At 63.2% G+C, this 26,751-nt stretch carries 24 protein-coding genes and 1 pseudogene; 10 read left to right on the top strand and 15 right to left on the bottom strand.

Annotated features, from left to right (window positions below; genetic code table 11):
- Positions 1-21: 21 nt before the first annotated feature.
- Entirely contained in the window at positions 22-336 is a 315-nt protein-coding gene (locus HCN58_RS04635) for a co-chaperone GroES (RefSeq protein WP_171578190.1), read from the bottom strand.
- Between the two features lie 380 nt (positions 337-716).
- Here HCN58_RS04635 and HCN58_RS04630 point away from each other — a divergent pair, with 380 nt between their 5' ends.
- Both HCN58_RS04630 and HCN58_RS04625 read left to right on the top strand, forming a co-directional pair.
- Positions 717-1,004: an usg protein gene (locus HCN58_RS04630; RefSeq protein WP_171578189.1), complete on the top strand. Its 288-nt coding sequence runs from the start codon at positions 717-719 to the stop codon at positions 1,002-1,004.
- 209 nt (positions 1,005-1,213) lie between these two features.
- On the top strand, positions 1,214-1,762 hold the full coding sequence (locus HCN58_RS04625; protein ID WP_171578188.1) for a cupin domain-containing protein: 549 nt from the start codon (positions 1,214-1,216) through the stop codon (positions 1,760-1,762).
- Between the two features lie 99 nt (positions 1,763-1,861).
- Here the strand turns inward: HCN58_RS04625 and HCN58_RS04620 are convergent, their stop codons facing one another.
- Entirely contained in the window at positions 1,862-3,112 is a 1,251-nt protein-coding gene (locus HCN58_RS04620) for a NupC/NupG family nucleoside CNT transporter (RefSeq protein ID WP_171578187.1), read from the bottom strand.
- A 241-nt stretch (positions 3,113-3,353) separates the two neighbouring features.
- Between HCN58_RS04620 and HCN58_RS04615 the strand changes: the two are divergent.
- Positions 3,354-4,573, top strand: a pseudogene (locus HCN58_RS04615) (MFS transporter).
- 152 nt (positions 4,574-4,725) lie between these two features.
- On the opposite strand, the gene HCN58_RS04610 reads toward HCN58_RS04615, so the two are convergent.
- Both HCN58_RS04610 and HCN58_RS04605 read right to left on the bottom strand, forming a co-directional pair.
- Positions 4,726-5,490 carry an SDR family oxidoreductase gene (locus HCN58_RS04610; protein WP_171578186.1) on the bottom strand — a complete coding sequence of 255 codons (765 nt, stop codon included), beginning with the start codon at positions 5,488-5,490 and terminating at the stop codon, positions 4,726-4,728.
- Between the two features lie 13 nt (positions 5,491-5,503).
- Positions 5,504-6,262, bottom strand: a complete 759-nt coding sequence (locus tag HCN58_RS04605; protein ID WP_171578185.1) for a proteasome-type protease — start codon at positions 6,260-6,262, stop codon at positions 5,504-5,506.
- 134 nt (positions 6,263-6,396) lie between these two features.
- On the opposite strand from HCN58_RS04605, the gene HCN58_RS04600 reads away from it, so the two are divergent.
- Entirely contained in the window at positions 6,397-6,783 is a 387-nt protein-coding gene (locus HCN58_RS04600; protein WP_171578184.1) for an SEL1-like repeat protein, read from the top strand.
- A 74-nt stretch (positions 6,784-6,857) separates the two neighbouring features.
- Positions 6,858-8,471, top strand: coding sequence for an ABC transporter substrate-binding protein (locus tag HCN58_RS04595; protein ID WP_171578183.1), 1,614 nt, complete (start codon positions 6,858-6,860; stop codon positions 8,469-8,471).
- A gap of 102 nt (positions 8,472-8,573) precedes the next feature.
- On the opposite strand, the gene HCN58_RS04590 is transcribed toward HCN58_RS04595, so the two are convergent.
- From HCN58_RS04590 to HCN58_RS04580, 3 genes are all read right to left on the bottom strand, one after another.
- Complete coding sequence (locus HCN58_RS04590; RefSeq protein WP_171578182.1) at positions 8,574-9,413, bottom strand: transglutaminase family protein; 840 nt, start codon at positions 9,411-9,413, stop codon at positions 8,574-8,576.
- Between the two features lie 129 nt (positions 9,414-9,542).
- On the bottom strand, positions 9,543-10,487 hold the full coding sequence (locus tag HCN58_RS04585; RefSeq protein WP_171578181.1) for an alpha-E domain-containing protein: 945 nt from the start codon (positions 10,485-10,487) through the stop codon (positions 9,543-9,545).
- A 176-nt stretch (positions 10,488-10,663) separates the two neighbouring features.
- Entirely contained in the window at positions 10,664-12,082 is a 1,419-nt protein-coding gene (locus HCN58_RS04580; protein WP_171578180.1) for a circularly permuted type 2 ATP-grasp protein, read from the bottom strand.
- Between the two features lie 218 nt (positions 12,083-12,300).
- Here HCN58_RS04580 and HCN58_RS04575 point away from each other — a divergent pair, with 218 nt between their 5' ends.
- From HCN58_RS04575 to HCN58_RS04565, 3 genes are all read left to right on the top strand, one after another.
- Positions 12,301-13,032 carry a competence/damage-inducible protein A gene (locus HCN58_RS04575; RefSeq protein WP_171578179.1) on the top strand — a complete coding sequence of 244 codons (732 nt, stop codon included), beginning with the start codon at positions 12,301-12,303 and terminating at the stop codon, positions 13,030-13,032.
- Positions 13,033-13,107: 75 nt separating this feature from the next.
- Positions 13,108-13,611, top strand: coding sequence for a xanthine phosphoribosyltransferase (gene gpt / locus HCN58_RS04570; RefSeq protein WP_171578178.1), 504 nt, complete (start codon positions 13,108-13,110; stop codon positions 13,609-13,611).
- 158 nt (positions 13,612-13,769) lie between these two features.
- Positions 13,770-14,384: a hypothetical protein gene (locus tag HCN58_RS04565; protein WP_171578177.1), complete on the top strand. Its 615-nt coding sequence runs from the start codon at positions 13,770-13,772 to the stop codon at positions 14,382-14,384.
- 155 nt (positions 14,385-14,539) lie between these two features.
- On the opposite strand, the gene HCN58_RS04560 is transcribed toward HCN58_RS04565, so the two are convergent.
- Positions 14,540-15,562 (bottom strand): methionine synthase, encoded by a 1,023-nt coding sequence (locus HCN58_RS04560; RefSeq protein WP_171578176.1) that lies wholly within the window; start codon positions 15,560-15,562, stop codon positions 14,540-14,542.
- A 286-nt stretch (positions 15,563-15,848) separates the two neighbouring features.
- Here HCN58_RS04560 and HCN58_RS04555 point away from each other — a divergent pair, with 286 nt between their 5' ends.
- Both HCN58_RS04555 and HCN58_RS04550 read left to right on the top strand, forming a co-directional pair.
- Positions 15,849-16,457: a 2-hydroxychromene-2-carboxylate isomerase gene (locus HCN58_RS04555; RefSeq protein WP_171578175.1), complete on the top strand. Its 609-nt coding sequence runs from the start codon at positions 15,849-15,851 to the stop codon at positions 16,455-16,457.
- The gene (locus tag HCN58_RS04550) at positions 16,457-17,431 is read left to right on the top strand and encodes an NADPH:quinone oxidoreductase family protein (protein ID WP_171578174.1); all 975 of its coding nucleotides are present in this window, start codon (positions 16,457-16,459) and stop codon (positions 17,429-17,431) included. Before HCN58_RS04555 ends, HCN58_RS04550 begins: the two co-directional genes overlap by 1 nt.
- A 129-nt stretch (positions 17,432-17,560) precedes the next feature.
- Here HCN58_RS04550 and HCN58_RS04545 read toward each other — a convergent pair whose 3' ends face one another.
- From HCN58_RS04545 to HCN58_RS04515, 7 genes are all read right to left on the bottom strand, one after another.
- The gene (locus HCN58_RS04545; protein WP_171578173.1) at positions 17,561-18,451 is read right to left on the bottom strand and encodes a crotonase/enoyl-CoA hydratase family protein; all 891 of its coding nucleotides are present in this window, start codon (positions 18,449-18,451) and stop codon (positions 17,561-17,563) included.
- A 166-nt stretch (positions 18,452-18,617) separates the two neighbouring features.
- Entirely contained in the window at positions 18,618-20,042 is a 1,425-nt protein-coding gene (locus tag HCN58_RS04540; RefSeq protein WP_171578172.1) for an amidase, read from the bottom strand.
- 1 nt (position 20,043) lies between these two features.
- Positions 20,044-21,207, bottom strand: a complete 1,164-nt coding sequence (locus tag HCN58_RS04535; protein WP_171578171.1) for a M20 aminoacylase family protein — start codon at positions 21,205-21,207, stop codon at positions 20,044-20,046.
- 6 nt (positions 21,208-21,213) lie between these two features.
- Complete coding sequence (locus HCN58_RS04530) at positions 21,214-22,749, bottom strand: M81 family metallopeptidase (RefSeq protein ID WP_171578170.1); 1,536 nt, start codon at positions 22,747-22,749, stop codon at positions 21,214-21,216.
- A 274-nt stretch (positions 22,750-23,023) separates the two neighbouring features.
- On the bottom strand, positions 23,024-24,664 hold the full coding sequence (locus tag HCN58_RS04525) for an ABC transporter ATP-binding protein (RefSeq protein WP_171578169.1): 1,641 nt from the start codon (positions 24,662-24,664) through the stop codon (positions 23,024-23,026).
- 113 nt (positions 24,665-24,777) lie between these two features.
- Positions 24,778-25,668 carry an ABC transporter permease gene (locus tag HCN58_RS04520; RefSeq protein WP_171578168.1) on the bottom strand — a complete coding sequence of 297 codons (891 nt, stop codon included), beginning with the start codon at positions 25,666-25,668 and terminating at the stop codon, positions 24,778-24,780.
- Positions 25,668-26,609, bottom strand: coding sequence for an ABC transporter permease (locus HCN58_RS04515; protein ID WP_171578167.1), 942 nt, complete (start codon positions 26,607-26,609; stop codon positions 25,668-25,670). Before HCN58_RS04515 ends, HCN58_RS04520 begins: the two co-directional genes overlap by 1 nt.
- Between the last annotated feature and the right edge of the window lie 142 nt (positions 26,610-26,751).

Here is a 26,751-nt window from a genome sequence, read left to right as displayed (position 1 = left end):
GCGAGCGTGGCAGGCGATGTCTTAGGCGGCCTTCTTCTTGGCCGAGGTGGCGTCGAGCACGCCCATGATGTCGGACTCCTTCATGATCAGGAGTTCCTGGCCATCGATCTTGACCTCGGTGCCCGACCACTTGCCGAACAGCACGCGGTCGCCGACCTTGAGGTCGATCGGGAGCAGCTTGCCGGCTTCGTCACGGCCACCCGGCCCGACAGCGACGACTTCGCCCTGGGAGGGCTTTTCCTTGGCACTGTCCGGAATGATGATGCCGCCAGCGGTCTTCTCTTCGGCGTCGATGCGTTTGACCACGACGCGGTCGTGAAGCGGACGGAAGTTCATGCAGTCCTCCTAAACGTATGGGAATGTTGTAGAATTCTGGAATTTTGGCAGTCCGAGCCAGCGAGTGCCAGCCCGGCTGCGGGTGATTTAGGCCAGTATTCTTCGGGGGACAAGGGCTTCTAGCAGAAAAATTGGCACTCAAATATGTCGCCTGCCAATTTCATTAATCATGATTGATTGGCCGGCTGGACCCCCGGGGCCCGTATTAGCAGGTGCGGTAAGCTGCTGCTAACGCGTGAATTTTCAACAGTTCATTAAACATTTAGGCTTGTGATGGGTTGGTATCGTGCGTCACATTTCTCTCATGTGAGCGCATCTCCGCCGGGGTGGCTCGGTGTGCGGCCACCACGACAATGCGCTCCTGAAATGGAGGTATTAGCATGGTCTCGCGGGTTGGAGTTGCTTCCGACGACTTCCGGAAGCAGGTGCTGGGTTACGGGCTGACAACGGCGCAAATCCTGTATCGGATGCCGGATCACCCCTCGTTGCTGCAGACCTATGTCTGGCAGAATTACGATCTGTTTCCGAAATTCCCGGCGCTGAAGGACTTCCTCGCCTTCTGGCAGGAAAAGCTTGATGGCCCGCTGCATTCCGTGACGGTGGCGCATTCCCGGCTGATCAAGCCGGCGGAGCTGCGCGCGGTCGACGGTGTGTTCAGGCTGCATTGAATTTCAGACCCTCATGGTGAGGAGGCGCGCCAGCGCCGTCTCGAACCATGCGGCGCCGCTGACGCCATTCATCTTTCGAAACGCCTGCTGCGCAGGCTCGTCACGGATGAGGTCTGACAGAGTGTGGTGGGCACGGCGCAGATGCGCCTTTGCCCACCCTACAACTTGGATTCGTGTTAGCCTCCCGGGACAAACAAAGGGAGGCTCCAATGGCCAAGCAGAAGGCGGCATCACGTACCGCGGCGCAGCCCGCCGTGAAAAAGAAATGGTCGGGCCACAAGGCCGCAGCCAAATCCTCGGCCCGCAAGACCGTCAAGTCAAAGGCGAGGGACGCGCCGGCGGCCAAGGCCAAGCCGGCCACGAAGGCGCGGCCGAAGCAGCGCATCGCCATCAGTCATCATCGCGAAGAAGATTTCAAAGCCGACGGCCTGCGCGCTTACGCTAAATACCGCGACCTCGGCATTGCGGATGCGACCCACGGTCTGGCGCAGGCGCATGTGATCCGCCTGCAGGGTCCCTGCAATCCGGCGGAAGTTTCAAAGCTGCATTACCACGATGTCGAATTCCAGATGGTCTACGTGCTCAAGGGCTGGGTGAAGACCTACATGGAAGGCCAGGGCGAGACGCTGATGAAAGAAGGCAGCGCCTGGACCCAGCCGCCGCGCATCAAGCATTTGATCATGGACTATTCCGACGATGTCGAGCTGCTCGAGGTGATCTTGCCGGCGGAATTCAAGACGGTGGAATTGGCGAGCTGATCTGGTAGCCCGGATGGAGCGAAGCGAAACCCCGGGGGGCGCTGGGAACGATGGAACACCTGTCCCTGGATTGCGCTTCGCTCCATTCGGGCTATGGGTCTACGTCATCGCTCCTACTATCGCCCCCATCAAACACGTCGCCAGCGTGCCCGAGACGATCGACTTCAAGCCCAGCGCGTTGATCTCCTCGCGTCGATCCGGCGCCATCGTGCCGAGGCCGCCGATCATGATGCCGAGGCTGGCGAAGTTGGCGAAACCGCACATCGCGTAGAGCATGATCAGCCGCGAGCGCGGGTCGAGCGCATCTGCGCCGAGTTTTGAAAGCTCGAGATAGGCGATCAGCTCGTTGAGCACGGTCTTGGTGCCCATCAGGCTTCCGGCCGTGATTGCCTGGGGCCAGGGCAGGCCCATCAGCCAGCACACCGGCGCCATCACAAGCCCGAGCAGCCGCTGCAGCGAAATCTTGGCGCCGCCGATCTCGGGCAACAGTCCGAGGATCGCATTGACGAGGTAAACCAGCGCCACCAGCACCAGCAGCATCGCGACGATGTTGAGCAGCAATTCGAGTCCGGCCGCCGTGCCCTTGGCGATGGCGTCCATGGTCGAGGACGCGTGCATGTCGGGATCTTCCAAAGACCCGCCGGTACGCTTGTCCGAAGTCTCCGGTACCATGATCAGGCTGATCAAAATGGCAGCCGGCGCGCCGAGCACGGAGGCGATCACGAAATGCGCCGCCGCGTCCGGGATCAGCGGGGCGAGAAACGTGGCGTAGAGCACCAGCACGGTGCCGGCGATGCCGGCCATCCCGCCGGTCATGACGAGGAACAATTCGCTGCGTGTGAGCTGCGCCAGATAGGGGCGGATAAACAGGGGCGCCTCGACCATGCCGAGAAAGATATTGGCCGCGGTCGACAGCCCCACCGCGCCGCCGATGCCGAGGGTGCGCTCCAACAGCCACGCCATGCCGCGCACGACCGGCGGCAGCAAGCGCCAATAGAACAGCAACGTCGTCAGAACGCTCATGACGAGGACGATCGGCAGCGCCTGAAATGCCAGGATGAAATCCGCGCCCGGCGCCTTGAGATCGAACGGCAGCGCGCCGCCGCCGAGATATCCGAACACGAAGGAAGTGCCGGCGCGCGTCGCCGCCGCAATCGTACCCACGGCGTCGTTGATGGCGCCGAACGCTTTCGCCACCGGCGGCAGCTTGAGCAGCACCAGCGCGGTGACGATGGTGACGGCAAGGCCCACTGCCGTTTGCCGCAACGAAACCGCACGGCGCTTTTCACTGAGCGCCCATGCGATCGCCAGCAACGCCAGCACGCCAAACGCCGATTGCAGTTGCAGCATGAATCCCCCAAAGCCCCGCTGGTGATTATGGCAGCCTGGTCGAGCTGTGAAAACCCAGCTCGTGTCCACGGACGCGGTGCGGCGCCACTTCGCGCTGCGCCGCAGGGCCGAGAGTGCCATGGGCCCCGGCTCAGCAGCGCAGCACGTTGTGCCGCGCTGCGTCCGGGGCACGTCGTCATTGAGCGCATCGTGGGGCAGCCCGACCATTGACAACAGCCGTGAGCTCCGCCACCGCTCGCGTATGTCTGCCATCACGCCTGTCGGCGCCCGCGATCTGCTCAGGCGCGGGCCGTTCCTGTTCTTCCTGCTGTCGCGCAGCCTGTCGCGCTTCTCCAGCCAGATTGCGGCGGTCGCGATCGGCTGGCAGATCTACGACCTCACCGGTAGCGCCTTCGATCTCGGCATGATCGGGGTGGTGCAATTTTTGCCCACGGCGCTGCTGGTTTTCGTGGCCGGCCACGCCGCCGACCGGTTCGAGCGCAAGCGCGTGGTGCAGCTTTGCCAGGTTGCGGAAGCCGCGACCGCGCTGTTCCTGGCGGTGTCGACCTATGCCGGCTGGCTCAACGAGGTGCAGATATTCGTTGCCACTTTCGTGATCGGGATCGCCGGCGCCTTCGAGAGCCCAGCCACGGCCGCGTTGCTGCCGTTGATCGCGCCCAGAGGCTCGCTGCAGCGGGCGACCGCGATCTCCTCCGGCGCTGCGCAGGTCGCGACCATCACCGGCCCGGCGCTCGGCGGTCTCGCTTACGTCTTCGCGCCGAGCCTGCCTTACCTTGTCATCGTCGTGTTCTGGCTGGCGGGCGCGGTTCTGACCGGCTTCATCCACACGACCCGGCAGGAGCATGCGAAAGAGGATACCACCGCGGACGATATCTACGCCGGCGTCCGCTTCATCCGCAACAACCCGGCGATTCTCGGCACCATTTCGCTCGATCTGTTCGCGGTTCTGCTCGGCGGCGTCACGGCACTGTTGCCAATCTCCGCGACATCCTGCAGACCGGTCCGCTAGGGCTCGGAATCCTGCGCGCCGCGCCCGCGGTCGGCGCGCTCCTGATGACCGCCTATCTCGCGCGTCACACCATCAACCGCCATGTGGGATTGCGGATGTTTCAGGCCGTGATCGTGTTCGGCGCTGCGACGATGGTGTTTGCGCTGTCGCAATGGATGTGGCTGTCGGTGCTGGCGCTGGCGATGCTGGGCGCTGCCGATACGATCAGTGTCGTGATCCGCTTCTCGCTGGTGCAGCTCTCGACGCCCGACGAGATGCGCGGTCGAGTCGGCGCTGTCAATTTCCTGTTCATCAATGCTTCCAACCAGCTCGGCCAGTTCGAGAGCGGGGTCACCGCGGCGCTGTTCGGCACCGTGCCGGCCGCCGTGCTCGGCGGCCTCGGCACGATCGTGATTGCGCTGTTATGGATGAAGCTGTTTCCGTCACTGCGGAAGGTGGAACGCCTGGAGTAGGGCGCGTGTCTGAGGCGCACGTCGTCCCTTCGACCGCAGGGACCCATACGCCGTGCTCTCTCCATGTGGACGCGAACGACAGACGCCTCGTAGCCAATCAGCGCCGCGGCGTATGGGTCCCCGCGTTCGCGGGGACGACGTCAGCGAGTTGATTACCCCCGTCCCACGAATGGCATCTTGGTCGCCATGACCGTCATGAACAGCACGTTGGCGTCCAGCGGCAGGCCCGCCATATAGGCCACGGCGTCGCCGACAGCCTTCGCGTCCATGCGCGGTTCGTGTTTCATTGTGCCATCGGGCTGCATCACACCGGGGCCAGCGACCATGCGGTCGGTCATCGGGGTTGCGGCGTTGCCGATATCGACCTGGCCGACCGCGATGTCGTACATGCGGCCGTCGAGATTGGAAGCCTTGGTGAGACCCGTGATCGCGTGCTTAGTCGAGGTATAGGCGGCGGAGAACGGCCGCGGTGCGTGCGCCGAGATCGAGCCGTTGTTGATGATGCGGCCGCCGCGCGGGGTCTGTTCCTTCATGATGCGGAAAGCGTGCTGAGTACACAGGAACGGGCCGGTGAGATTCGTATTCACCACCGCCTGCCATTGTTCGAGGCTGAGATCCTCGAAATTGACGGGTGGCGCGCCCATGCCGGCATTGTTGAAGAGCACGTCCAGCCGGCCGTAGGTATCCATCACCTTGGCAAAAAGCGCTGCGATCGAGCCGGGGTTGGTCATGTCGGCGGAAACGCACAGGCTCTTGCCGATGTTGTCGCCGAGCTTCTTGGTTTCTTCCAGCATCTCCATGCGGCGCCCGGCCAACACCACGGTGAAGCCGGCATTCATCAGCGCCAGCGATGCGGCGCGTCCGACGCCGGTGCCGGCACCGGTCACGAGCGCGATCTTGTTGGTTGCGTCGGCCATTGTTTCCTCGCCTTTATTTCTTGGTTTCTGTTTCGGATTTGTAGGGTGGTCTCGGAATATTCTGATGCGCCGCGCGCAGCGCCGCCGACCAGCGGGAACGCAGATCGTGGAAATAGGGCTCGCCCGCCTCGATGCGGTGGTTGAGGTCGGCCTCGCAGGCGTCCGCACGGACCACCAGCACGTCGATCGGCAGGCCGACGCCGAGATTGGAGCGCATGGTCGAATCCATCGAGATCAGGCCGGTCTTGAGCGCCTCATAGAGTTCGACATCGTAATGCATCGCGCGGTCGAGCACCGGCTTGCCGTATTTATGCTCGCCGATTTGCAGGTAAGGCGTGTCGGTGGTGCATTCGATGAAGTTGCCGGCGGTGTAGACCATGAACAGCCGCATCCGCGAGCCCTTGATTTGGCCGCCGAACAGGAAGGAGACGTCGAAGGAGACGTCTTCGGATCGCAGCGCCGGGCCTTCGGTGGCATGGACCAGGCGGATGGCGCGGCCGATGCGCTGCGCTGCCTGGAACATGGTCGGCGCGTTCATCAGCGTCTCGACCTCACCGGTGTTGGGGTCTTCGATGCCCTCGGTTAAGGTCGACAGCACCGACTGGCTGATCGCCAGATTTCCGGCGCTGGCGATCGCCATGATACGCTCGCCGGGTTTCGAGAAAATATGCAGCTTGCGGAAGGTCGAGACATTATCGAGGCCGGCATTGGTGCGGGTATCCGCGATCATGACGAGACCGTCTCGCACCAGAATTCCGCAACAATAGGTCATTCCCAATCCCCGAACGCGTCCGTTTTTTCGGCGCCAATCTAGTAGCCAATTTCGAAGGAGCATCCAACCCCAATTCCCCTTGGCGCGGCATGTGCCGAGCGGATAATAAACCTCAAACGAAGGCGGGGGAACGCATGCGGAAATCAGCGCTGATCGGCTCGATTGCAGCCTTGTTACTACTGGGTAGCGCGGGCGCCCGGGCAGGTCCCTGGGAAGACGGCATGGTGGCCTACAACCGAGGAGATTATGTTCCGGCGATCCGCCTGCTCCGGCCGTTGGCCGAGTCCGGCAATCCCAAGGCGCAGTCTCAAATGGGGACGATGTACCGCAAGGGCGAGGGCTTCGGAAAAAGCGCCGCCCGCGCTTTCATGTGGTTCAGCGCGGCAGCCAAACGCGGCGACCGCAAGGCAAAGGCCGAAATGCGCGCGGTCGCGAAGACGATGACGCCTGCGGAGATGTCGCAGGCCCAGGCCATGGCGCAAGCCTGCGAGGCTTCGAACTACCAAAGCTGCGAGTATTGATTAAGCCGGCGGCCTCCGGCAGTCTGGCTGTTCGACAAGAACAAAAGCAAGAACAAAAAGGTTGGGAGGCCACCATGCGCGCCACGCGGTCATTGCTGAAACCAGTCGCATCCATCGCGCTGCTTTGCGTCGCGATCGCTTCTGCATCTCCCGCTTCAGCGCAGAAAAAGGGCGGCACGCTGCGGCTCTATCACAACGACAATCCGCCCTCGACCTCGCTGCACGAGGAAGCGACGATTGCTTCGGTGACGCCGTTTGCGGCGATCTTCAACAACCTCGTGGTGTTCGATCCGGCCAAGGTTCACGAGAGCATTGATACCGTCATCCCGGATCTCGCGGAAAGCTGGTCCTGGGATTCGACGAACACCAAGCTGACATTTAAGCTGCGGCAGGGCGTGAAATGGCACGACGGCCAGCCATTCACGGCCAAGGACGTGCAGTGCACCTGGCGGATGCTGATCGGCAAGGGCGGCGAGACCAAGGACTTCCACCGCAATCCGCGCAAGGTCTGGTACACCAAGCTGCAGGACGTCTCCATCAACGGCGATTATGAGGCGACGTTCGAGTTGAGCGAGCCGCAGCCGAGCTTGCCGGTGCTGCTAGCGAGTGCGTTTTCGCCGGTCTATCCCTGCCATGTACCGCAGCAGGTGATGCGCACCAAGCCGGTCGGCACCGGGCCGTTCAAATTCGTCGAATTCAAGCGCGGCGAACAGGTTCGCCTGGTGCGCAATCCCGACTACTGGAAGAGGGATCGTCCCTATCTCGACGAGATCACCTTCCGGATGATCGACAGCCGCGCTACGCGGGTGCTGGCCTTTGCGACCGGCGAATACGACATCACCTTTCCTTCCGACGTCAGCATTCCCCTGATAAAGGACGTGAAGGCACGCGCGCCGCATGCGATCTGCGAGATGACGACGACGGGAACGCAGATCAATTTGATGGTCAACCGCGTCAATCCGCCGTTCGACAATCCCGATATCCGCAAGGCGATGTCGCTGGCGCTGGACCGCAAGCCCTTCAACACCATTCTGATGGAGGGGCTGGCGCGGATGGGCGGCGCCATGCTGGCAAAGCCCGAAGGTGAATGGGGCATGCCGCCGGAAATGGTGTCGTCGCTCACGGGCTACGGCCCCGATACGGAGAAGAACATCGCCGAGGCGCAGGCCGTCATGCAGAAGCTCGGCTACAGCGACGCAAGACCGCTGCAGATCAAGATCCAGACCCGGAACCTGCCGACCTATCGCGATCCCGCCGTGATCCTGACCGACCAGCTCAAGAAGATCTACATCACGAGCGAACTCGACATTCTCGATACGCCGCGCTGGTACGCGCGGCTGGCGAAGAAGGATTATACGATCGGGCTGAACGTCACCGGCGTCAGCGTCGACGACCCCGACGGCAACATCGTCGAGAATTATTCCTGCAAGTCGGAGCGCAACTATACCCAGTATTGCAACGCCGAGGTCGACAGGCTGCTGGCGGCGCAATCTAGCGAGCTCGATAAGGAAAAGCGGAAGAAGATCGTCTGGGACATCGAGCGGCTACTGGTCGAGGACGCCGCGCGGCCGATCATCCTGCACTCGTCGGCCGGCAATTGCTGGCAGCCCTACGTGAAGAATTTTCGGCCGCACGACAACAGCCAGTACAATAATCTCAGGTTCGAGGACGTGTGGCTGGATAAGTGAGCTGTAGGGGTGGGCAAAGGCGCATCGCGCCGTCCCCACCATATTTCCACGATCTCAATGTTTAATGGTGGGCACGCTTCGCTTTATCTACCCTACGCAGGGCTACTGTGACTGGCTCTGCCACTGACCCGGCCGCCCGGCCTGCTCGACCTTGACGGCGACCGTCAGCGTTTCCGCACCGCCGCCATAGCGGGTGCCGCGCACCGGGGCGGCGCCCAGGTAATCGAGCCCGATGGCGACGCGGGCGTGGGCGTCGGTGGTGCAGAGGCCGTTGGCGGCATCGAAGCCGACCCAGCCGAGGTCAGGCACGTAGGCTTCCGCCCAGGCGTGGCCGGCCTGCTGGTGCACGGTGCCGTCGGAGCGCAGGAAATGGCCAGAGACGAAGCGCGCCGGAACGCCGCCGGAGCGGGCGCAGGCGATGAAGATGTGGGCGTAGTCCTGGCAGACGCCGCGCTTGAGCGCGAACGCTTCCGCCGCCGAGGTGCCTGAATTGGTCGGGTCCTCGTCGAACGTCATGTGCTCGTTGATCTGCACCATCAGCGCATGCAGAAAGCCGAGCACGTCGCCATCGGACTCCGAACGCATCTCGCGGGCAAAGGTCGCCATCGCTGGATTGACTTCGGTCAGCGCAGTTTGGCGCAGGAACAGACTCGGCGGAAAGCGTTCGTCGGTGCCGCGCAGCACGCCGCCGGTGTCATGGGTCTCGATCATGCCCTCGACACGGATGGTGAGGTCGGCGATAGGCCCGTGGGTCAGCACATGCGTGACGTTGCCGAACGCGTCCTGATGCATGTCGAGGCGGGAATCGGTGGAGACGTCGATCTGCCATTCGGCGACATACTGCCCGTCATGGCTGCCGGGTGTCATGCGCAGGATCTGGATCACGCCCGTGGCCGGCGGCTCGTAGCGATAGCTGGTCGAGTGGGCAATTCGCAGGCGCATGGCGTACCGTTGGTTTTCTCCGTCGTCATTCCGGGGCGATGCGAAGCATCGAACTATGGTGCGCAGTTGCGCACCTGAGAATCTCGAGATTCCGAGTCTGGTCCTTCGGACCATCCCGGAATGACGGAGTCAAATCAAATACTGCTTGGTGATGATCTCGCCCAGCCTTGAATTGTCCGCGATGAATTCCTGGATGAACTCATGGACGCCGTGCTGGAAAATATCGTCCATATGGCTGTGTTCAAGCCGGTTGCGGACCCCGCGGGCGTGGCGCTGGGAGGCACCCTGGCGGCCATAGGCGACGCCGATCTGGTCGAGATTGCGCACCAGATTGCTGTAACAGCTCGCCAGCGAGCGCGGCAGCGTGTCGTTCAGGATCAGGAGATCGGCGATCAGCCAGGGTTTTAAGGTCTCGCGGTAGACCCAGTGATAGGCGGTCAGCGCCGACACCGAGCGCAGGATCGAGGTCCACTGATAGTAGTCCAGCGGGCCGCCTACGTGTTCTTCCTCGGGCAGCAGCACGTGATATTTCACGTCGAGAATACGCGCGGTGTTGTCGGCGCGCTCCAGGTGCAGCCCCAGCCGCGAGAACCAGTAGGCATCGTTGCGCAGCATGGTCCGGTAGGCCGAACCGTCGAACCGCAGCGAGGTCTCCTGCACAAAGCGCAGAAACCTCGCCAGTTCCTCCCGGCTCGACCTGCCCTTGCCCCAGACTTCCTGCAGCTCGATCCAAGCCGAGTTGATAGTGTCCCACATCTCCGATGTCAGCGCTGTCCGCACCGAGCGCGAATTGAGCCGGGCCGCCTCGATGCAGTTCTTGATCGAGGAGGGATTGGCCGGCGAAAACGCCAGATACTCGACGACGTTCTGCTCGGTGGCCTCCGGATAGACCTCGTAGAAGCTTGCGCTGACGCCGGCGGTCAGCAGCGCCGATTCCCACTCATTGGTCTTGCCGATATAGGCAGCGGGAAGGGCGGTGACGCGCAAGGTCGCGTCAATGGTGCGCGCGATATATTCGGCGCGCTCGACATAGCGGGCCAGCCAGTACAGGTTTTCGGCAGTGCGCGACAGCATGGGTGAGTTCTCACAAAACGCGGCGTATGCCGAAAACACCTCCCCCTGAAAGGGGGAGGTGGACGCGAAGCGTCGGGTGGGGGTCTTCTCTCCATTCGGCGTATGCGGCCGACCCCCACCCCAACCATCCCCCTTGCAGGAGGAGGGGGTACTTGCTTGTCGCGCTCAGCATCAAATCACTCATCCAGTATCCAGGTGTCCTTGGTGCCGCCACCCTGGCTCGAATTGACCACCAGCGAGCCTTCCTTCAGCGCCACCCGCGTCAGCCCGCCCGGCACGATGGTGACGTGCTTGCTTCCCGTCAGCACGAACGGCCGCAAGTCGACATGGCGCGGGGCGAGGCCGGAGGCGGTGCAGGTCGGGCAGGTCGAGAGCGCCAGCGTCGGCTGGGCGATAAAGCCTTCCGGCTCGCGCTTGAGCTTGTCGCGGAACGCTTCGATCGTCGCTTTGGTGGCGGCGGGTCCGATCAGCATGCCGTAGCCGCCGGAGCCGTGCACTTCCTTCACCACCAGCTCGCTCAAATTGTCGAGCACGTAGGACAAATCCTTCGGCTCGCGGCAGCGCCAGGTCGGCACGTTCTTCAGGATCGGTTCTTCGCCGAGATAGAATTTCACGACCTCCGGCATGTAGGAATAGATCGCCTTGTCGTCGGCAATCCCGGTGCCGACCGCGTTCGCCAGCGTGATGTTGCCGGCCGCGTAGGCCGACATCAGTCCGGGCACGCCGAGCGCTGAATCCGGGCGGAAGGTGAGGGGGTCGAGAAAATCGTCGTCGACGCGGCGATAAATCACGTCGACGCGCTTCAACCCCTCGGTGGTGCGCATGAATACCTCGTTGTTCTTGACGATGAGGTCGCGGCCCTCAACCAATTCGATCCCGAGCTTGTCGGCCAAAAACGAGTGTTCGTAATAGGCGGAATTGTAAACGCCGGGCGTCATCAGCGCGACCGTCGGCTCCGCCGAGGCGGAGTGCGGCGCCACCGAGCGCAGCGCCGACAGCAGTTCGTCGGGATATCGCTCGACCGGGGCTACGCGGTGGCGGGCGAACAAGTCCGGAAACAGCCGCATCATGATTTCGCGGTTTTCCAGCATGTAGGACACGCCGGACGGCGTGCGCGCATTGTCCTCCAGCACGATGAAATTGTCGGCGTCGACACGGACGATGTCGATCCCTGCGATATGAACGTAGACATCGTGGGGCACGCTCTGGCCGTTCATCTCCGGGCGGAACACCGGGTTCTGGAAGACCAGATCGTCGGGAATGATGTTGGCGCGCAGGATGTCGCGGCCGTGATAGATGTCGCGCAGGAACATGTTGAGCGCGCGGACCCGCTGCTTCAGGCCCTTTTCCAGCACGGCCCATTCTTTCGCCGACATGATCCGCGGGATCACGTCGAAAGGGATCAGCCGCTCCTGGGCTTCGGCGTCGCCATAGACGGCAAAGGTGATGCCGATCCGGCGGAACAAGAGTTCCGCCTCCTGCCGGCGATATTCCAAGGCATCGGGAGACGTCTCCTTCAGCCAGCGGGAGAGCTCCCGATAGGCGGGGCGGAGGTCGCCGCCGGGCCCGTTCATTTCATCGAAGGCAACTGCCATAAATCCTGACTATCTCTCGAAGCCATGCGGCACAGTGCATGACTTCACAGGATGGTAGCAAGGCTCGGGCCAGCGCGATATGCATTGGCTTGCGGCATTTCGTGTGGGTAGCCGGCCGCGCTGCCCTAAAAAAGGCTGCCGGGTGCTTATTTCGGCAGCAAACCCCCGTGACTTCAACGCGTTGCTTGCGCAAAGTACGGGGCAGGTGGGGAGAAGTCATGAGCGAGATCGTCACGGCGGGTATACTGGTCATCGGCGACGAGATCCTGTCCGGCCGTACCAAGGACAAGAACATCGGCTTCATCGCTGAGTACCTGACCAACATCGGGATCGATCTCAAGGAGGTCCGCGTCGTCGCCGACGACGAGGCTGATATCATCGCGGCCCTTGATGCACTGCGGCATCGCTACACCTACGTTTTCACGACCGGCGGCATCGGCCCGACCCATGACGACATCACCGCCGACAGCGTGGCAAAAGCGTTCGGCGTCGGCATCGACCATCACCCGGAGGTCGTGGCGCGCTTTCGCGAGCGCTGGAGCGAGCAGGATCTGAACGAGGCGCGGCTGCGCATGGCGCGCGTGCCCGACGGCGCCGAACTGATCCAGAGCGCCACCATTCTGGCGCCGGGCTTCAAGCTCGGCAACGTCATTGTGATGGCCGGCATCCCCTCGATCATGCAGGCGATGATGGACATCGTCGCGCCCAAGCTGAAATCGGGGGTGCGGATGCTGTCGGACTCAGTCCGCGCCAATGCGCGCGAAGGCGACATCGGCGGGCCGCTGCGGGAAATCGCCATCGCCCACCCCGACACCATGATCGGCAGCTATCCGTTCATGGACGAGGATAAGAAACCGAACACCAACCTCGTGGTCCGCTCGCGCGATCCCGACAAGCTCCACGCCGCGATGACCGCGGTGAAGGAGATGCTGGCGGGTATCCCGAGATAGTGACCGCGCGGGTGATCTGGTCCGAAGTTCGCAATACGGGAGAGTAAAAGTGACAATTCGTTCTGGAGCGCGCTCATGATCGGGCGCGAAAATGTCGCGCAAGAGAAGGCCTTTCCGGTCTCTTGGGACCAGTTTCACCGGGATTGCCGGGCGCTGACCTGGCGGCTCAACGAGGTCGGGCCGTTTTACGCCATCATCGCGATTACCCGGGGCGGGCTGGTGCCGGCCGCCATCGTCGCGCGTGAACTCGGCATTCGCGTCATCGATACCGTCTGCATCGCCAGCTATGACCACACCCGACAGGGCGACCTGAAGGCTCTCAAGGGCGTTTCGGCAGAAGTGGCAAAGCTCGGCGGCGGCAGCGGCAAGGGGCTGTTGATCGTGGACGATCTCGTCGACACCGGCAAGACAGGGCGGCTGGTGCGTTCGATGATGCCGGACGCGCATTTCGCGGCCGTTTACGCCAAGCCGCAGGGCAAGCCGCTGGTCGATACCTTCATCACCGAAGTTTCGCAGGATACCTGGATCCATTTTCCCTGGGATACCGCGCTCTCGTTCCAGCCGCCGATCCGTCCGTGAAGCGGCGTGATCTTTCTAGCCTCGCCCCGCTGTTGCGGGGAGAGGTCGGCGCGTAGCACCGGGTGAGGGGACTCTCCGCGCATCCGGTATTCGTCGAGGCAGCCCCTCACCCCAACCCTACTCCTCGCAAGCGCGGGGCGAGGGAGCAGGAACGCCGCATGCCCCTTCAAAACCGCGTCACCCCCACCGGCGATATCATCGCGACCGCGCATCGCGGCATGTTCACCGGCAACCGCGGCATCATCCACGATCCCGCGACGAAGACCTTGCTGAAGAAGCGCTGGTCGAGCCCGGCCTGGATCACCTGCGTCTGCGAGTTCAGAGGTTGGCGGCGGCCCGTGATGGGCCGGCGGAGCTGGACCGAGCTGTTCTTTCTCGACGAGGCAACCGCCTTTGCCGCGGGCCATCGCCCATGCTTCTTCTGTCGCCGCGACGACGCTAATCGCTTTCGTGCGGCTTGGGAGACGGGCAATGGCATGAAGAACGTTCGGGCCCGTGAGATGGACGCTGTACTACATCGCGAGCGGCTGGAGCGCGGCAGAAAGCGGCTGCATTCGCTGCCGACGCCGCTGGCGCAATTGTCCGATGGGGCGATGGTGCAGCGGGGCGAAGAGTCTTTTTTGATCGTGCAGGGCAGGGCGCTGCAATGGTCGATGGCCGGCTATCGCAAGGTGGAAGGCGCAATCGGGGACGTAATGCTGCTGACGCCGCCGTCAACGCTGCACGCGCTTAATGCCGGATATCGTCCGATACTCCATCCAAGCGCCAGTTAGTTAGCGAAGCGATGCCGCTTGCGCGGTCTGCCCTCTCTCCCGCTTGCGGGGGAGAGCTGGAGTGGGGGCTCTCTCCGCGATTAGCGCACGTGAAGCGAGCCCTACCCTGGCCCTCCCCCGCAAGCGCCCCGCAAGCGGAAGAGGGGACGGAAACATCACCCGAGCCGTTCCCTCGCCAGCTTCGCGCCCGCGCCCAGCGCCGCCAGCTTCGCCTCTGCGATATCCCGCCGCATCGGGGCCATGCCGCAATTGGTGGTCGCGACGATGTGGCTCAACGGCACGAATTTCGCGACCTGCTCGATCACCGTGACGACATCCTCGGCCGTCTCCACCGTATCGCTAGCGACGTCGATCACGCCGGCTTGCACGACCTTGCCGGGGAGCAGCGCCAGCAAATCCAGCGGCACCTTCGAGTTGCGGCACTCGATCGCGACCTGCTGGATCGGGCTTTTGGCGATCGCCGGGAAAATATCCTCGTACTGCCGCCACTCGCTGCCCAGCGTTTGTTTCCAGTCGGTATTGGCCTTGATGCCGTAGCCGTAGCAGATGTGCACGGCGGTGGTGCAGGTCAGCCCTTCGGCGGCGCGCTCCAATGCCTTGATGCCCCAGTCGGAGACCTCGTCCATGAAGACGTTGAAGGCGGGTTCGTCGAACTGGATCACGTCGACGCCGTCGGCCTGCAATGCCTTGGCCTCATTGTTGAGCAGCTCGGCAAAGGCGAACGCCATCTTGACCTTGTCGCCATAGTACCGGTCGGCGACGGTGTCGGCGATGGTCATCGGGCCGGGGAGGGTGAATTTCAGCTTGCGGGTGGTGTGGGCGCGGGCGACACGGGCCTCATCCGCATGGACGCGGCCCTTCAGCATCAGCGGCGCGACCACCTGCGGCACCATCGCCTTATAGCGGTCTTTTCGGATGCCCAATTCGACCTTGTGGGCGAAATCGATGCCCTCGACCTTCTCCAGAAAGCCATGGACAAAATGCTGGCGTGCCTGCTCGCCCTCGGTAAGGATATCGATCCCGGCATCCTCCTGCAGCTTCACCGCCAGCATGGTGGCGTCGCGCTTGGCGCGGGCGAGCTCGTCACCCTTCGATCTCCAAGGCGCCCAGAGTGTGTTCGGCTCGGCCAGCCATTCCGGCTTCGGCAAGGAGCCTGCGATGGTGGTTGGAAACAGCATGGGAGCCTCCCGGTCGGTTCTGATTGAGCGCCTGTCTGCCATGTCTTATGGTCAAGGTACAGAACAACGAAAGTCGCCATCGGCCGGAAAATCTCGATCACATTGGAGAGGAACTGGGGCTTTCGCCAGGACACGAAGGAGTCCGTCGGAAAGCGGTGCCAATCCCTCATGAAGAGGAGGCGCCTGCGCCGTCTCGAACCATGAGGCCCCTCCAATGCCCTCATCCTTCGAGACGCGCGTTCCGCGCTCCTCAGGATGAGGATCGAGAATCAACAAAGGAAACGCCATGCTCGAATTCTTCTTCGACTGCTCCAGTCCCTGGACCTATCTCGCCTTTCACAACATTCAGCCGCTCGCCAAGGGGCTCGGCGTCGAGATCACCTGGCGGCCGATCCTGGTCGGCGGCATCTTCAACACGGTGAACCCGAGCGTCTACGCCGCGCGCGAGACGCCGGTGCCGTTGAAGGCGCGCTACATGAAGAAGGATCTCGCGGACTGGGCGCGCTCGGCGGGGCTCACGATCAAGATGCCGCCGACGGTGTTTCCCGTGAACAGCGTGAAAGCGATGCGCGGCTGCATCTGGCTAGGCAACGGCATGGTGCCGTTCGCGCGCGCCGTGTTCGAGGCTTATTGGGGCGACGACAAGGACATTTCAAGGGACTCGGTGCTGACAGAAATCTGTCAGAGGGTCGGCGTCGATCCCGTCAAATTCTTCGACGGTATCGGTCAGCAGGCGATCAAGGACCGGCTCAAGGCCAACACGGACGAGGTGATGGCGCGCGGCGGTTTTGGCTCCCCGACGATCTTCGTCGACGAGACCGACATGTATTTCGGCAACGACCGGATGCCGCTGATCCGCGAGGCGCTGCTGCGGCATAAGGAGCAGGCTGCCTGATGCCGAAAGTCGTCGTCTGCCGCGAACTCGGGCCGCCCGAGGGGCTGCGTCTGGAAACATTTGACTCAGTGCCGCTGTCGCCGGGGCAGGTGCGCGTCGCCATTCGCGCTGCCGGAATCAATTTTCCTGACATCCTGATGGCGGCCGGCGAATATCAGCTCAAGCCGCCACTGCCGTTTACGCCGGGCGTCGAAGCCGCCGGCGATGTTGTGGAGGTCAACGGGGCGGAAGGCGTCACGATAGGCGACCGGGTGATCGTCAAGATGCGGCACGGCGCCTATTCCGATGAGGCCGTGGCTGTGCCCTCGCAGCTCGTGCGCCTGCCGTCGACCTTCGGCTACGCCGAGGGCGCGACGTTTCTGGCCGGCCATGGCACCGCCTATCACGCCCTGATCGATCGTGGCCGGTTGGAGACGGGCGAAGTGCTGCTGGTGCATGGCGCGGGCGGCGGTGTTGGCCTCGCCGCGGTCGAGATCGGCAAGTTGCTCGGCGCGACCGTGATTGCGACGGCGTCGAGCGATGAGAAACTGGCGATCGCTAAAGGGAGGGGCGCCGATCATCTCATCCGCTATGACCGCGAGCCATTCCGTGACGCCGTCAAACGCATCACCGACGGGCAGGGCGCTGACGTGGTGTTCGATCCGGTCGGCGGCGAGGTGTTCGAGAACTCGATGCGCTGCATCAACTGGGGTGCAAGGCTGCTGATCATCGGGTTCACCGGCGGTATCGGGCTGGCCAAGACCAATCTGTTGATGATCAAGGGCGCCAGCGTTCTCGGCGTCCGTGCCGGCGAAGCGGTGCGGAGAAATCCCGCGCTTGGCGAGGCGCGGATCAAGGCGCTGACGGAATGGGCGGAGGCCGGGAAGGTGCGCCCCAACGTCTCGCACCGGTTGCCGCTGGAGGATTACGCGAAAGCGATGCGGCTGTTGATCGACCGCAAAGCGATCGGAAGGGTGGCGCTGACGATGGGGTAGCTTCCCGTCATGCCCCGCGAAGGCGGGGCATCCAGTACGCCGCGGCTCATCGGCTCAATCACGCTCGTCTCGGATTACTGGGTCACTCACCTTCGCGGTTGACGACAGCGTCAGGTAGGATGACTCCACTTATTTATACTCCCGCTCCGTCCACCACGGAAAATAGTCGGGCATATCAGTCGACACCTTGTTCTTGAATTGCGCCGGGCGTTTTTCCAGGAACGAGACAACGCCTTCCTTGACGTCTTCCGAGCGGCCACGGGCGTAGATGCCGCGGCTGTCGACCTTGTGGGCTTCCATCGGATCGTCGGCGCCAAGCATGCGCCACATCATCTGCCGGATCAGGGCGACCGATACCGGCGCGGTTTTGGCGGCGAATTCCTTGGCGAGCGCGCGTGCGGTCGGCAGCAATTCGTCCGGGGGCACTACCTTGCTGACGAGGCGGCCGGCGAGCGCCTCCTGCGCCGGGAAGACGCGGCCTGAGTAGCACCATTCCAGCGCCTGCGAGATGCCGACGATGCGCGGCAGGAACCAGCTCGAGGCGGCTTCCGGCACGATGCCGCGCTGGGAAAACACGAAGCCGAAGCGCGCGGCTTCGGAGGCGATGCGGATGTCCATCGCAAGCTGCATGGTGACGCCGATGCCGACGGCGGGGCCGTTCACCGCCGCGATCACGGGCTTCAAACACTTGAAGATGCGCAGCGTCACCTGGCCGCCGCCATCGCGCACCATGGGATCGCTGTAATCGACCGCGCCGCTGGCGAGCCGCTTCACCGGTCCGCGCCGCGCGTCGCGATCAAACGTGTTGGCACCGGAGGAAAGATCCGCACCGGCGCAGAAGCCGCGCCCTGCGCCGGTCACGACGATTGCGCGGACGTTATCATTCCTGTCGGCGGCGTCGAAGGCGTCGATCAGTTCCTGCTGCATCGTGCCGTTGAAGGCGTTGAGCTTGTCGGGCCGGTTCAGCGTGATGGTGAGAATCTGATCGTCGACCTCGTACTTGATGGTCTCATAGGCCATGGAGGATTCCTTCCTGTGTTCTTTTCTGGTTGTGTAGCTCGTCATTCCGGGATGCGCCATAAGGCGCAGACCCGGAATCTCGATCGGTTTGTCGCAGGAGATTCTCAGGTGCGCAATTGCGCACCATAGTTCGTCGCAGCGCGACGCCACGGAACGACGGCGAGAATTACTTCTTCGGCGGCGTCGGCCACGACCGCTGCGGACCGCGCAGGCCCTCAAACGCCTTGGCCATGCCGAGCACGCCGAGATCGTCGAAGCGGCGGCCGATGATCTGCACGCCGATCGGAAATCCCTTGGTGTCGTATCCGCCATTGATCGAGAGCGCCGGGTTCTCCGACATGTTCCACGGTACGGTGTAGCAGATGTGCTCGAACGGCCTGCCGGGATCGTTGACGGGGGCGGCGAACTCGGCCGGGAAGTTCACCACCGGCGACACCGGCGAGATCACGTAATCGAGTTCGTGGAATAGTTTTGCAGCCGCGGCGCGGATCGCCATGGTGGCGTTAAAACCCCTGACGACATCGACGCCGGAAAGTTTGGCACCGGCTTCTGCCCATTTGTGGATGTAAGGCAGTGTCTTGGCGCGCTCCTCGGGCGAAAGTTTTGAGAGGTCATCCCACAACCGGGCCCGCCAGAAATTATCGAGCCCGTCGAGCATCTCGCGCGTCAGGATACCGTTGACTTCGGTGACGATCGCGCCGGCGGATTCAAACGCCTTGGCGACGTTGACGGCGACCTCGCGCACTTCTTTTTCAAGCGGCTGGCCGGCGCCGGCATCGAGCATCAGGCCGATCCGGACTTTGCGCGGCGACTTGTCGAGCGTCTTCCAGTGGATACTGCTGTCAGCTGGCAGGCTCATGCCGTCGCGGCGATCTGGTTTTGACAGCACGCACATCATCAGCGCGGCGTCGTCGACGGTGCGGGTCATGGGACCTGCGACGCGGCCGACATAGGGCGGATCGATCGGAACGCGCCCGAGGCTCGGCTTCAGCGCGACGAGACCGCACCAGCAGGCCGGCAGCCGCACCGAGCCGCCGATATCGGTGCCCAGATGCAGCGGGCCGTAGCCGGCCGCGCCTGCCGCGCCAGCGCCGGAAGACGAGCCGCCTGGGTTCTTGCTGAGATCCCAGGGATTGCGGGTGAGGGGATGGAAGCTGGAGAGCCCTGACGACAACATGCCGTAGTCCGGCATCGTCGTTTTCGAGAAGATGATCGCGCCGGCTTCGCGCAAGCGTGCGGCGGGCGGTGCATCCTTTTCCGCCGGCACCAGCTTCACGCTGGCGGATCCCAGCGGTATCGGCTGGCCCTTGGTGGCGATGTTGTCCTTGATGGTAACCGGCACGCCGTCGAGCGTGCTCACCGGTTCGCCCTTCTGCCAGCGGTCGGTCGACGCCTTCGCAACCGCGCGCGCGCCGTCGGGGTCGAACAGATATAGCGCCTTGATGTGCGGCTCCCACGCCGCGACATGCTCGATCACTTCCTCCAGCACTTCCGAAGGCGAGAACTGCTTGGCGCGATAGCCGGCGATGAGGTCGGTGGCGGAGAGGTCGTGCAGAGAGGTGACTTCTTCATCAGGAGCTGAGTTATGCATGCTAACCTACCGGGAGCCGGGTTTCGATGATGCGGGCGAACACGCTGGCGCCGATCGGCAGGATTTTGTCGTCGAGCACATAGCCGGGATTGTGCACGGGCACCGAGCCGTCATGGCCGATCCAGAAATAGGCGCCGGGCACCGCTTGCATCATGTCGGCGAAATCCTCGCTGCCCATCTTTGGCGTCGCGCGCGTTAACACGTTGGCCGGATCGACCACGGTCTTCGCCACCGCTTCGACCACCCGGGACTGTTCCTCCTCGTTGACGAGCACGCTGAACGTGTCGCGGATATCGATTGTGATTTCGCACTGGAAGGTCGCGGCAATGCCGGCGCAGATCGTGCGCATGCGTTCGCGGACCAGCGCGCGCACGCCATCGTCGAACGCGCGCACCGTGCCGCCGAGCTTGGCGTCGCCCGGGATCACGTTGTTTGCAGAGCCGGCATGGATCTGTGTGACCGACAGCACCACTGCCTTCAATGGATCGACATTGCGGCTGACAATGGTCTGCAAGGCCTGCGCCAGCGTGGTTGCGATCACCACCGCATCCTTGGAGCGTTCGGGCATCGCGCCGTGCGCGCCGTAGCCCTGGATGTTTATGTCGAAGAAGTCGGCGCCGGCCATCGCCGGGCCCGGCAGGATCGCGATCTCGCCGTGATTGAGGTCGGGCGCGTTGTGCAGGCCATAGACCTCGTCGCAGGGAAACTTTTCGAATAGGCCGTCCTTGATCATGGCGCGCGCGCCGCCGAGGCCTTCCTCGGCGGGCTGGAAGATAAAATGCACGGTTCCGTCAAAATTTTTCGTCTCGGCCAGATAGCGCGCGGTGCCGAGCAGCATCGTGGTATGGCCGTCGTGGCCGCAGCCATGAAAACGGCCCGGAATGGTCGAGCGCCATTTCAGGTTGGTATTTTCTTGCATCGGCAGCGCGTCCATGTCGGCGCGCAATCCGATGCGTTTGCCGCCATTGCCTTTGCCCTTGAGCACGCCGATCACGCCGGTGCCGCCGAGGCCGCGATGCACCTCGATGCCCCATCCCTTCAGCTTCTCGGCGACAATGCCCGAGGTGCGCACTTCCTCGAAGCCGATCTCAGGATGGGCATGCAGATCGCGGCGGATGGCGGTGAGTTCCTCGGCATAGCCGTCGATACGTTCGATAGTGGGCATGTCTGTTTATCCCGTGACTGAAAATTTTGAGCGTGAAGGAGCGGATGGGGTAAAGGCTGGGCCGTTCGGCTTGAGGCGGATGCCCGGCCGCAGCCGCGTCCAGGGTAGCGCTGCTGTATCGGCCGGCATCGCGCCGGGTGCGGCGCAGATCAAGAGCTTTTCGGCGATCGGCTCAAAGTCGGCGCGGAAATGCACCGAGCTCTTGTTGACCAGGATTTTCTGTTCGGTCGGCTCGATGCCGACATAGCGGTACATCGCCTGGTCTGCGAGCTGCGCCTTGTAGGAGCCGACGACGACACGGACGTCGCCGATACGCAGGCAGGCCGAGGGGCCCATATCCATGTCGCGACCGCCATAATAGGGGCCGGGCGCCACGAATTTGCCGGCGGACACTTGCTCGACGACGAACGTTTCCTTGTACGGTGCATCGCCCGGGATGCCGGACTTGCCGCCGACTGCAAGCGTCACGGTGGCGCCAACGCCGGCCGCATGCGCCGCCTTGGCCGACTCCGGATCGTAAATTACGCCGGTGGCGGCACGCGACGCCCTGTTGCGCACCAGCGCACGGAGCATGCCGGTTGTGTCGGAATCGCCGCCGGCGCCGGGATTGTCCTGGGTGTCTGCGATGACGATCGGCTTCGTCGCCGTTTTCGCGAGCTCCATGGCGAGGCGCACACCATCATCGGGCGAATAGATGCGGCCGTCGAAATCGTCTTCATGGCCCTCGACGAGCGCGACGATCTTGTCGGCGGCAGCATCGGCATCGGCCTGCGTCCGGCCATAGGCGAACACGCTCGGTCCGCAATGGGGAAAATCGGCCGCGGGAAAGCCCGGCGCGAACGACAGCGTCGGCACTGCGTCGCTTTCGAGCGCCGCGAGCTTTTCATAAATGCCTTTGGTCGGCTGGTCGTTGGTGCATTGCCAACTGATTGGGATCAGGAACGGCAATTGCCGGAATGCCTTGGCCAAGCGTTGCCCATTGTTCAGCAACAGCGCGAGGTGTTTGGCACAGGCGCGGCCGGTGTCGGCCATGTCGACGTGGGGATAGGTGCGGTAGGCAATCAGCGCATCCGCATGCGCGATCATCTCGGGCGAGACGTTGGCGTGCAGATCGAGACTTGCGACCAGCGGCAGATCGTTGCCGATCACCTTGCGCACACGCGCCAAAATTTCGCCTTCGCCATCGTCGTGTTGTTCGGTCACCATGGCGCCGTGGAGGTCGAGATAAACCGCATCGATGGGCCCGGCATTGGCGATGCCGTCGACCATCTCCTTCATGACGCGCTCGAAGGCATCCGTCGTGACATGCGCCGATGGGCTGGCGGCCGCGGAGATCGTCGGAACCAGCTCCCACCCGTTCGCTTCAGCCGCCTCGACAAAGCCGGCGAGGCCGACATTGATCTTGCGCATGACCCTGAGGACGTCAGGCCCATGCGCCATCGGCGGCCAGCCGCCACCATGAACGAAATCCGCATAGGTCGCCTTGGTCGGCGCGAAGGTGTTGGTCTCGTGCAGGAAGCCGCCAACGGCGATGCGGGTCATAATTTCTCAGCCAGGGTTTTTCGGTGGGGGGACGTTAAGCGGGACATCGTGGCAAGCGCAAGCCAAGGAGCAATTCCGTTTTGCATGCCGCGTGGGCGTTAGCAATTTACCTTGCACTGCAATTAGCCCGTGCTCATTGCGAGCGGAGCGAAAAGCTTGCTCCGTCATTCCGGGGCGATGCGAAGCATCGAACTATGGGGCGCCCTTGCGCCCCTGAGAATCTCGAGATTCCGGGTCTCGTGCTAACGTACGATCCCGGAATGACGCTGACGCGTCACTCCGCGGCCACTTCTACCGGACGGAAATTGGCAAAATCCCAGCCGCGGCCGGGGGCGGCCTCGAGCAGAGCCCTGGTGTAGTCCTGCTGCGGATTGGTCAGCACCTGCGCGGCCGGGCCCTGTTCGACGATCCGGCCATGTTGCATCACGGCGACGTCGTCGCAGATTTGCGCCGCGACGCGCAGGTCATGGGTGATGAACAACAAGGCGATACCCAGGCGTTGCTGGATTTCGTCGAGCAGTTCGAGCACTTGAGCCTGGACCGAGACGTCGAGCGCCGAGACCGCTTCGTCCGCAACCAGCACGTCGGGGTCGAGCGCCAGCGCACGCGCAATCGCGATGCGCTGGCGCTGCCCGCCGGAGAATTGATGCGGGTAGCGCGACACCGCGTCGGCGGGCAGATCAACCAATTCGAGCAGGTCGCGCGCTTTCGCCAGCGCTTCCGCGCGCGGCATGCCGTAATTGATCGGGCCTTCGGCAATGGTCTCACCGACGGTGACGCGTGGATTGAGCGAGCGGTAGGGGTCCTGGAAGATGATCTGGATCTTTTTGCGGTGCGGCTGCAAGAGCCGCCGCGACAGCTCGGAGATTTCCCGGCCCGCGAGCCGCACGCCGCCGGAAGTCGGATCGATCAGGCGGACGATACACCGCGCCACGGTCGATTTGCCTGAGCCGCTTTCGCCGACGATGCCGAGCGTGCGGCCCTTGCGCAGGGTGAGGGTGACATCCTTAGCGGCGGCGACTTCGCGCGCCTTTCCGAGGAAGGAACGCTCGCGATAGACCTTGCCCAGTTCGTTGGCTTCCAGCACCACCGGTTCGTTGGTTTCCGCGCGCGCCGCCCGCGGCACCAGGCTCGGCACCGACGAGAGCAGGTTGCGGGTGTACTCCATGGTCGGCGTGCGCAGGATGCTGTCGAGCGTGCCGGTCTCGACCAGCCGGCCGTGACGCATGACAGCGACGCGATCCGCGATCTCGGCGACCACGCCCATGTCGTGGGTGATGAACAGCACGGCGGTGCCGTGATCGCGCTGCAGATCGCGGATGAGGGTGAGGATCTGCTTCTGCGTGGTGACGTCGAGCGCGGTGGTCGGCTCGTCCGCGATCAGCAGCTTTGGCTCTAACACCAGCGCCATCGCAATCATGATGCGCTGGCGCTGTCCGCCCGACAGGCGGTGCGGATAGGAGGCAAAGATGCGCTCCACATCGGGCAACCGGACATGCTCCATCATCGCAAGAATCTTCTGGCGGCGGGCGCGGGCGTCGAGATCGGTGTGGGCTCGCAAGACTTCGTCGATCTGGCGGCCAACCGGCACCACCGGATTGAGCGCCGTCATCGGCTCCTGAAAGATCATCGCCATCCGTGTGGCGCGCAACTGCCGCAGGCGCTTGTCGGTGGCGGTGAGCAGTTCCTCGCGGACCAGCTTGACGCTGCCGCTCGAGGGCACCAGCGCGCCCTTTTGCAATAGCCCCATCACGGTCAGCGACGTTACCGATTTGCCGGAGCCGCTTTCGCCGACAACGCAGAGGGTTTCGCTTTCGTGCACCTGCAGCGAGACGCCGTCAATGATGCGTTGGCCGGAAGGATTCTTGCCGAGGCCCACGACGAGCTTGTCGATGTCGAGGATGATGTTTTTCATTCGTATTTCTCAGCCGTCATTGCGAGCGAAGCGAAGCAATCCATCGCGCCGCGCAAAGAAAGAGTGGATTGCTTCGTCGCTGCGCTCCTCGCAATGACGGGGTGAGGTCTCCGTCACTTGCCCGCCTCCCGTTGCTTCATGCGCGGGTCAAGCGCATCACGGGCGGCGTCGCCGATCAAATTGACGCTGAGGATGGCGATCGACAGCAACAGCCCCGGCCAGAAGATCAGGGACGGCTTGACCTGGAAGTAGGCGCGTCCCTCGGCCATGATGTTGCCCCAGGTCGGCGTTTCCGGGCTGATGCCGGCGCCGAGGAACGACAGGATCGCTTCGGTGAGGATGGCGGAGGCGCAAACGTAAGTGCCTTGCACGATTAGCGGCGCCACCGTGTTCGGCATTAGATGCCGCCACATGATCTTGGGCAGGCTGGTGCCGACCGAGATCGCGGCCTCGACATAGGGCTCTTCGCGCGCCGACAGCACGACCGAGCGCACCAGCCGCGCCACGCGCGGAATTTCCGGAATGGTGATCGCGACCAGCACCGTCATCAGGCTGGCGCCGGACAGCGAGACCACGGCGATCGCCAGCAGGATGGAAGGGATCGCCATCAAGCCGTCCATCACCCGCATCATCACGGCGTCGACCCATTTGAAGAAGCCGGAGACGAGGCCGATCACGAGCCCGATGCCGATCGAGAAGACCGCAGCACCCAGGCCGATCAGGAGCGAAATCCGTCCGCCATAGATGATGCGCGACAGCACGTCGCGGCCGTAGGCGTCGGTGCCGAGCAGGAACTGCGCGCTTGATGGTTTCAGCCGCTGTGCCGGCGCCAGCAATTGCGGATCGTGCGGCGCGAGCAGGGGTGCTGCGATCGCCATAGCGATGATGAGTGCGAGGCAGACGGTCGCAGTCGCAATGATCGGCGTCGCCGTGAGGAATCCAAGTCTCGGCCGGAACGGCGTGGTGACCGGGATTGACGGTTGGGGAAGGGTTTCGATCGCCATCAGTAGCGAATCCTTGGATCAAGCAGGGTGTAGGCGACGTCGATCAGGAGATTGACGGTGACATAGATCAGCGACGTCAGAAGGATCATCGCCTGGATCACCGGATAATCGCGCGCCAGCACCGCATCGACGGTAAGGCGGCCGATGCCGGGCAGGTTAAACACGCTCTCGGTGACGACGACGCCGGAAATCAGCAGCGCGAATCCCGTTCCGATCACGGTGATGACGGGTACGGCAGCGTTGCGGAGGGCATGGCGCAGCAGCACGCCGGTCTCGCTGATGCCTTTTGCGCGCGCGGTGCGGACGTAATCCTCGCCGAGTACGTCCAGCATTGCGGCCCGCGTCATACGCGCGATCAGCGCGACATAGATAAAGGACAGCGTGCAGGTCGGCAGGATGATGCGCTCGAAGAACGGGCCGAAGCCCGCCATGATGCTGCGGAAACCCTGCACCGGAACCCAGCGCAGCTCGATGGCAAAGATCTGGATCAGCACATAGCCGATCACGAATACAGGCACCGAGAAGCCGACCACCGACAATCCCATCACGAAGCGGTCGACCCAGGTGCCGTGCTTCCACGCCGCGATCACGCCGAGCGGCACGGCAACGAGAATGGCCAGGATGATCGTGGAAAGTGCAATCGAGATCGACGGCTCGACGCGCTGACTGATCATCTTCAACACCGGCACATTCGAGATCAGGGACACGCCGAGATCGCCCTGCAGCAGCTTGCCGATCCAGGTGAAGAACTGGGTGTAGAGCGGCTCATTGAGGCCGAGCGAGGTGCGGATGCGCTCGAGCTGCTCCGGTGTCGCATTGTCGCCAGCGAGGATCGCGGCAGGATCGCCGGGCGTCAACCGCAGCAACAGAAACACAAACAGCGCGACCACGCCCATCACGGGAATGGCGGCGAGAATGCGGCGAAGCAGATATCCAAGCATCTTGATCCGTCAGTTGTGAGTGAATTGGGCAGCGCTGATCTTGAAGTTGGTTTCTGCGCCGTCAGCGTAGCATTTCAGCAAGTCCCGTGCCATTGCACCTGCGTTTTTTGCGATGCAGCTAATCGGTGCGAAAGTGCCCCGT

Source organism: Bradyrhizobium australiense, assembly GCF_013114825.1.
Taxonomy (GTDB): domain Bacteria; phylum Pseudomonadota; class Alphaproteobacteria; order Rhizobiales; family Xanthobacteraceae; genus Bradyrhizobium; species Bradyrhizobium australiense.
Note: the sequence above shows the minus strand (reverse complement) of the source record. Positions and strands in the feature narration are given on the sequence as shown.

What these genes read in the sequence shown, in the direction of transcription:
- HCN58_RS04635 (WP_171578190.1), bottom strand. Translation starts at nt 336, where the DNA reads ATGAACTTCCGTCCGCTTCACGACCGCGTCGTGGTCAAACGCATCGAC.
- HCN58_RS04630 (WP_171578189.1), top strand. Translation starts at nt 717, where the DNA reads ATGGTCTCGCGGGTTGGAGTTGCTTCCGACGACTTCCGGAAGCAGGTG.
- HCN58_RS04625 (WP_171578188.1), top strand. Translation starts at nt 1,214, where the DNA reads ATGGCCAAGCAGAAGGCGGCATCACGTACCGCGGCGCAGCCCGCCGTG.
- HCN58_RS04620 (WP_171578187.1), bottom strand. Translation starts at nt 3,112, where the DNA reads ATGCTGCAACTGCAATCGGCGTTTGGCGTGCTGGCGTTGCTGGCGATC.
- HCN58_RS04610 (WP_171578186.1), bottom strand. Translation starts at nt 5,490, where the DNA reads ATGGCCGACGCAACCAACAAGATCGCGCTCGTGACCGGTGCCGGCACC.
- HCN58_RS04605 (WP_171578185.1), bottom strand. Translation starts at nt 6,262, where the DNA reads ATGACCTATTGTTGCGGAATTCTGGTGCGAGACGGTCTCGTCATGATC.
- HCN58_RS04600 (WP_171578184.1), top strand. Translation starts at nt 6,397, where the DNA reads ATGCGGAAATCAGCGCTGATCGGCTCGATTGCAGCCTTGTTACTACTG.
- HCN58_RS04595 (WP_171578183.1), top strand. Translation starts at nt 6,858, where the DNA reads ATGCGCGCCACGCGGTCATTGCTGAAACCAGTCGCATCCATCGCGCTG.
- HCN58_RS04590 (WP_171578182.1), bottom strand. Translation starts at nt 9,413, where the DNA reads ATGCGCCTGCGAATTGCCCACTCGACCAGCTATCGCTACGAGCCGCCG.
- HCN58_RS04585 (WP_171578181.1), bottom strand. Translation starts at nt 10,487, where the DNA reads ATGCTGTCGCGCACTGCCGAAAACCTGTACTGGCTGGCCCGCTATGTC.
- HCN58_RS04580 (WP_171578180.1), bottom strand. Translation starts at nt 12,082, where the DNA reads ATGGCAGTTGCCTTCGATGAAATGAACGGGCCCGGCGGCGACCTCCGC.
- HCN58_RS04575 (WP_171578179.1), top strand. Translation starts at nt 12,301, where the DNA reads ATGAGCGAGATCGTCACGGCGGGTATACTGGTCATCGGCGACGAGATC.
- gpt (WP_171578178.1), top strand. Translation starts at nt 13,108, where the DNA reads ATGATCGGGCGCGAAAATGTCGCGCAAGAGAAGGCCTTTCCGGTCTCT.
- HCN58_RS04565 (WP_171578177.1), top strand. Translation starts at nt 13,770, where the DNA reads ATGCCCCTTCAAAACCGCGTCACCCCCACCGGCGATATCATCGCGACC.
- HCN58_RS04560 (WP_171578176.1), bottom strand. Translation starts at nt 15,562, where the DNA reads ATGCTGTTTCCAACCACCATCGCAGGCTCCTTGCCGAAGCCGGAATGG.
- HCN58_RS04555 (WP_171578175.1), top strand. Translation starts at nt 15,849, where the DNA reads ATGCTCGAATTCTTCTTCGACTGCTCCAGTCCCTGGACCTATCTCGCC.
- HCN58_RS04550 (WP_171578174.1), top strand. Translation starts at nt 16,457, where the DNA reads ATGCCGAAAGTCGTCGTCTGCCGCGAACTCGGGCCGCCCGAGGGGCTG.
- HCN58_RS04545 (WP_171578173.1), bottom strand. Translation starts at nt 18,451, where the DNA reads ATGGCCTATGAGACCATCAAGTACGAGGTCGACGATCAGATTCTCACC.
- HCN58_RS04540 (WP_171578172.1), bottom strand. Translation starts at nt 20,042, where the DNA reads ATGCATAACTCAGCTCCTGATGAAGAAGTCACCTCTCTGCACGACCTC.
- HCN58_RS04535 (WP_171578171.1), bottom strand. Translation starts at nt 21,207, where the DNA reads ATGCCCACTATCGAACGTATCGACGGCTATGCCGAGGAACTCACCGCC.
- HCN58_RS04530 (WP_171578170.1), bottom strand. Translation starts at nt 22,749, where the DNA reads ATGACCCGCATCGCCGTTGGCGGCTTCCTGCACGAGACCAACACCTTC.
- HCN58_RS04525 (WP_171578169.1), bottom strand. Translation starts at nt 24,664, where the DNA reads ATGAAAAACATCATCCTCGACATCGACAAGCTCGTCGTGGGCCTCGGC.
- HCN58_RS04520 (WP_171578168.1), bottom strand. Translation starts at nt 25,668, where the DNA reads ATGGCGATCGAAACCCTTCCCCAACCGTCAATCCCGGTCACCACGCCG.
- HCN58_RS04515 (WP_171578167.1), bottom strand. Translation starts at nt 26,609, where the DNA reads ATGCTTGGATATCTGCTTCGCCGCATTCTCGCCGCCATTCCCGTGATG.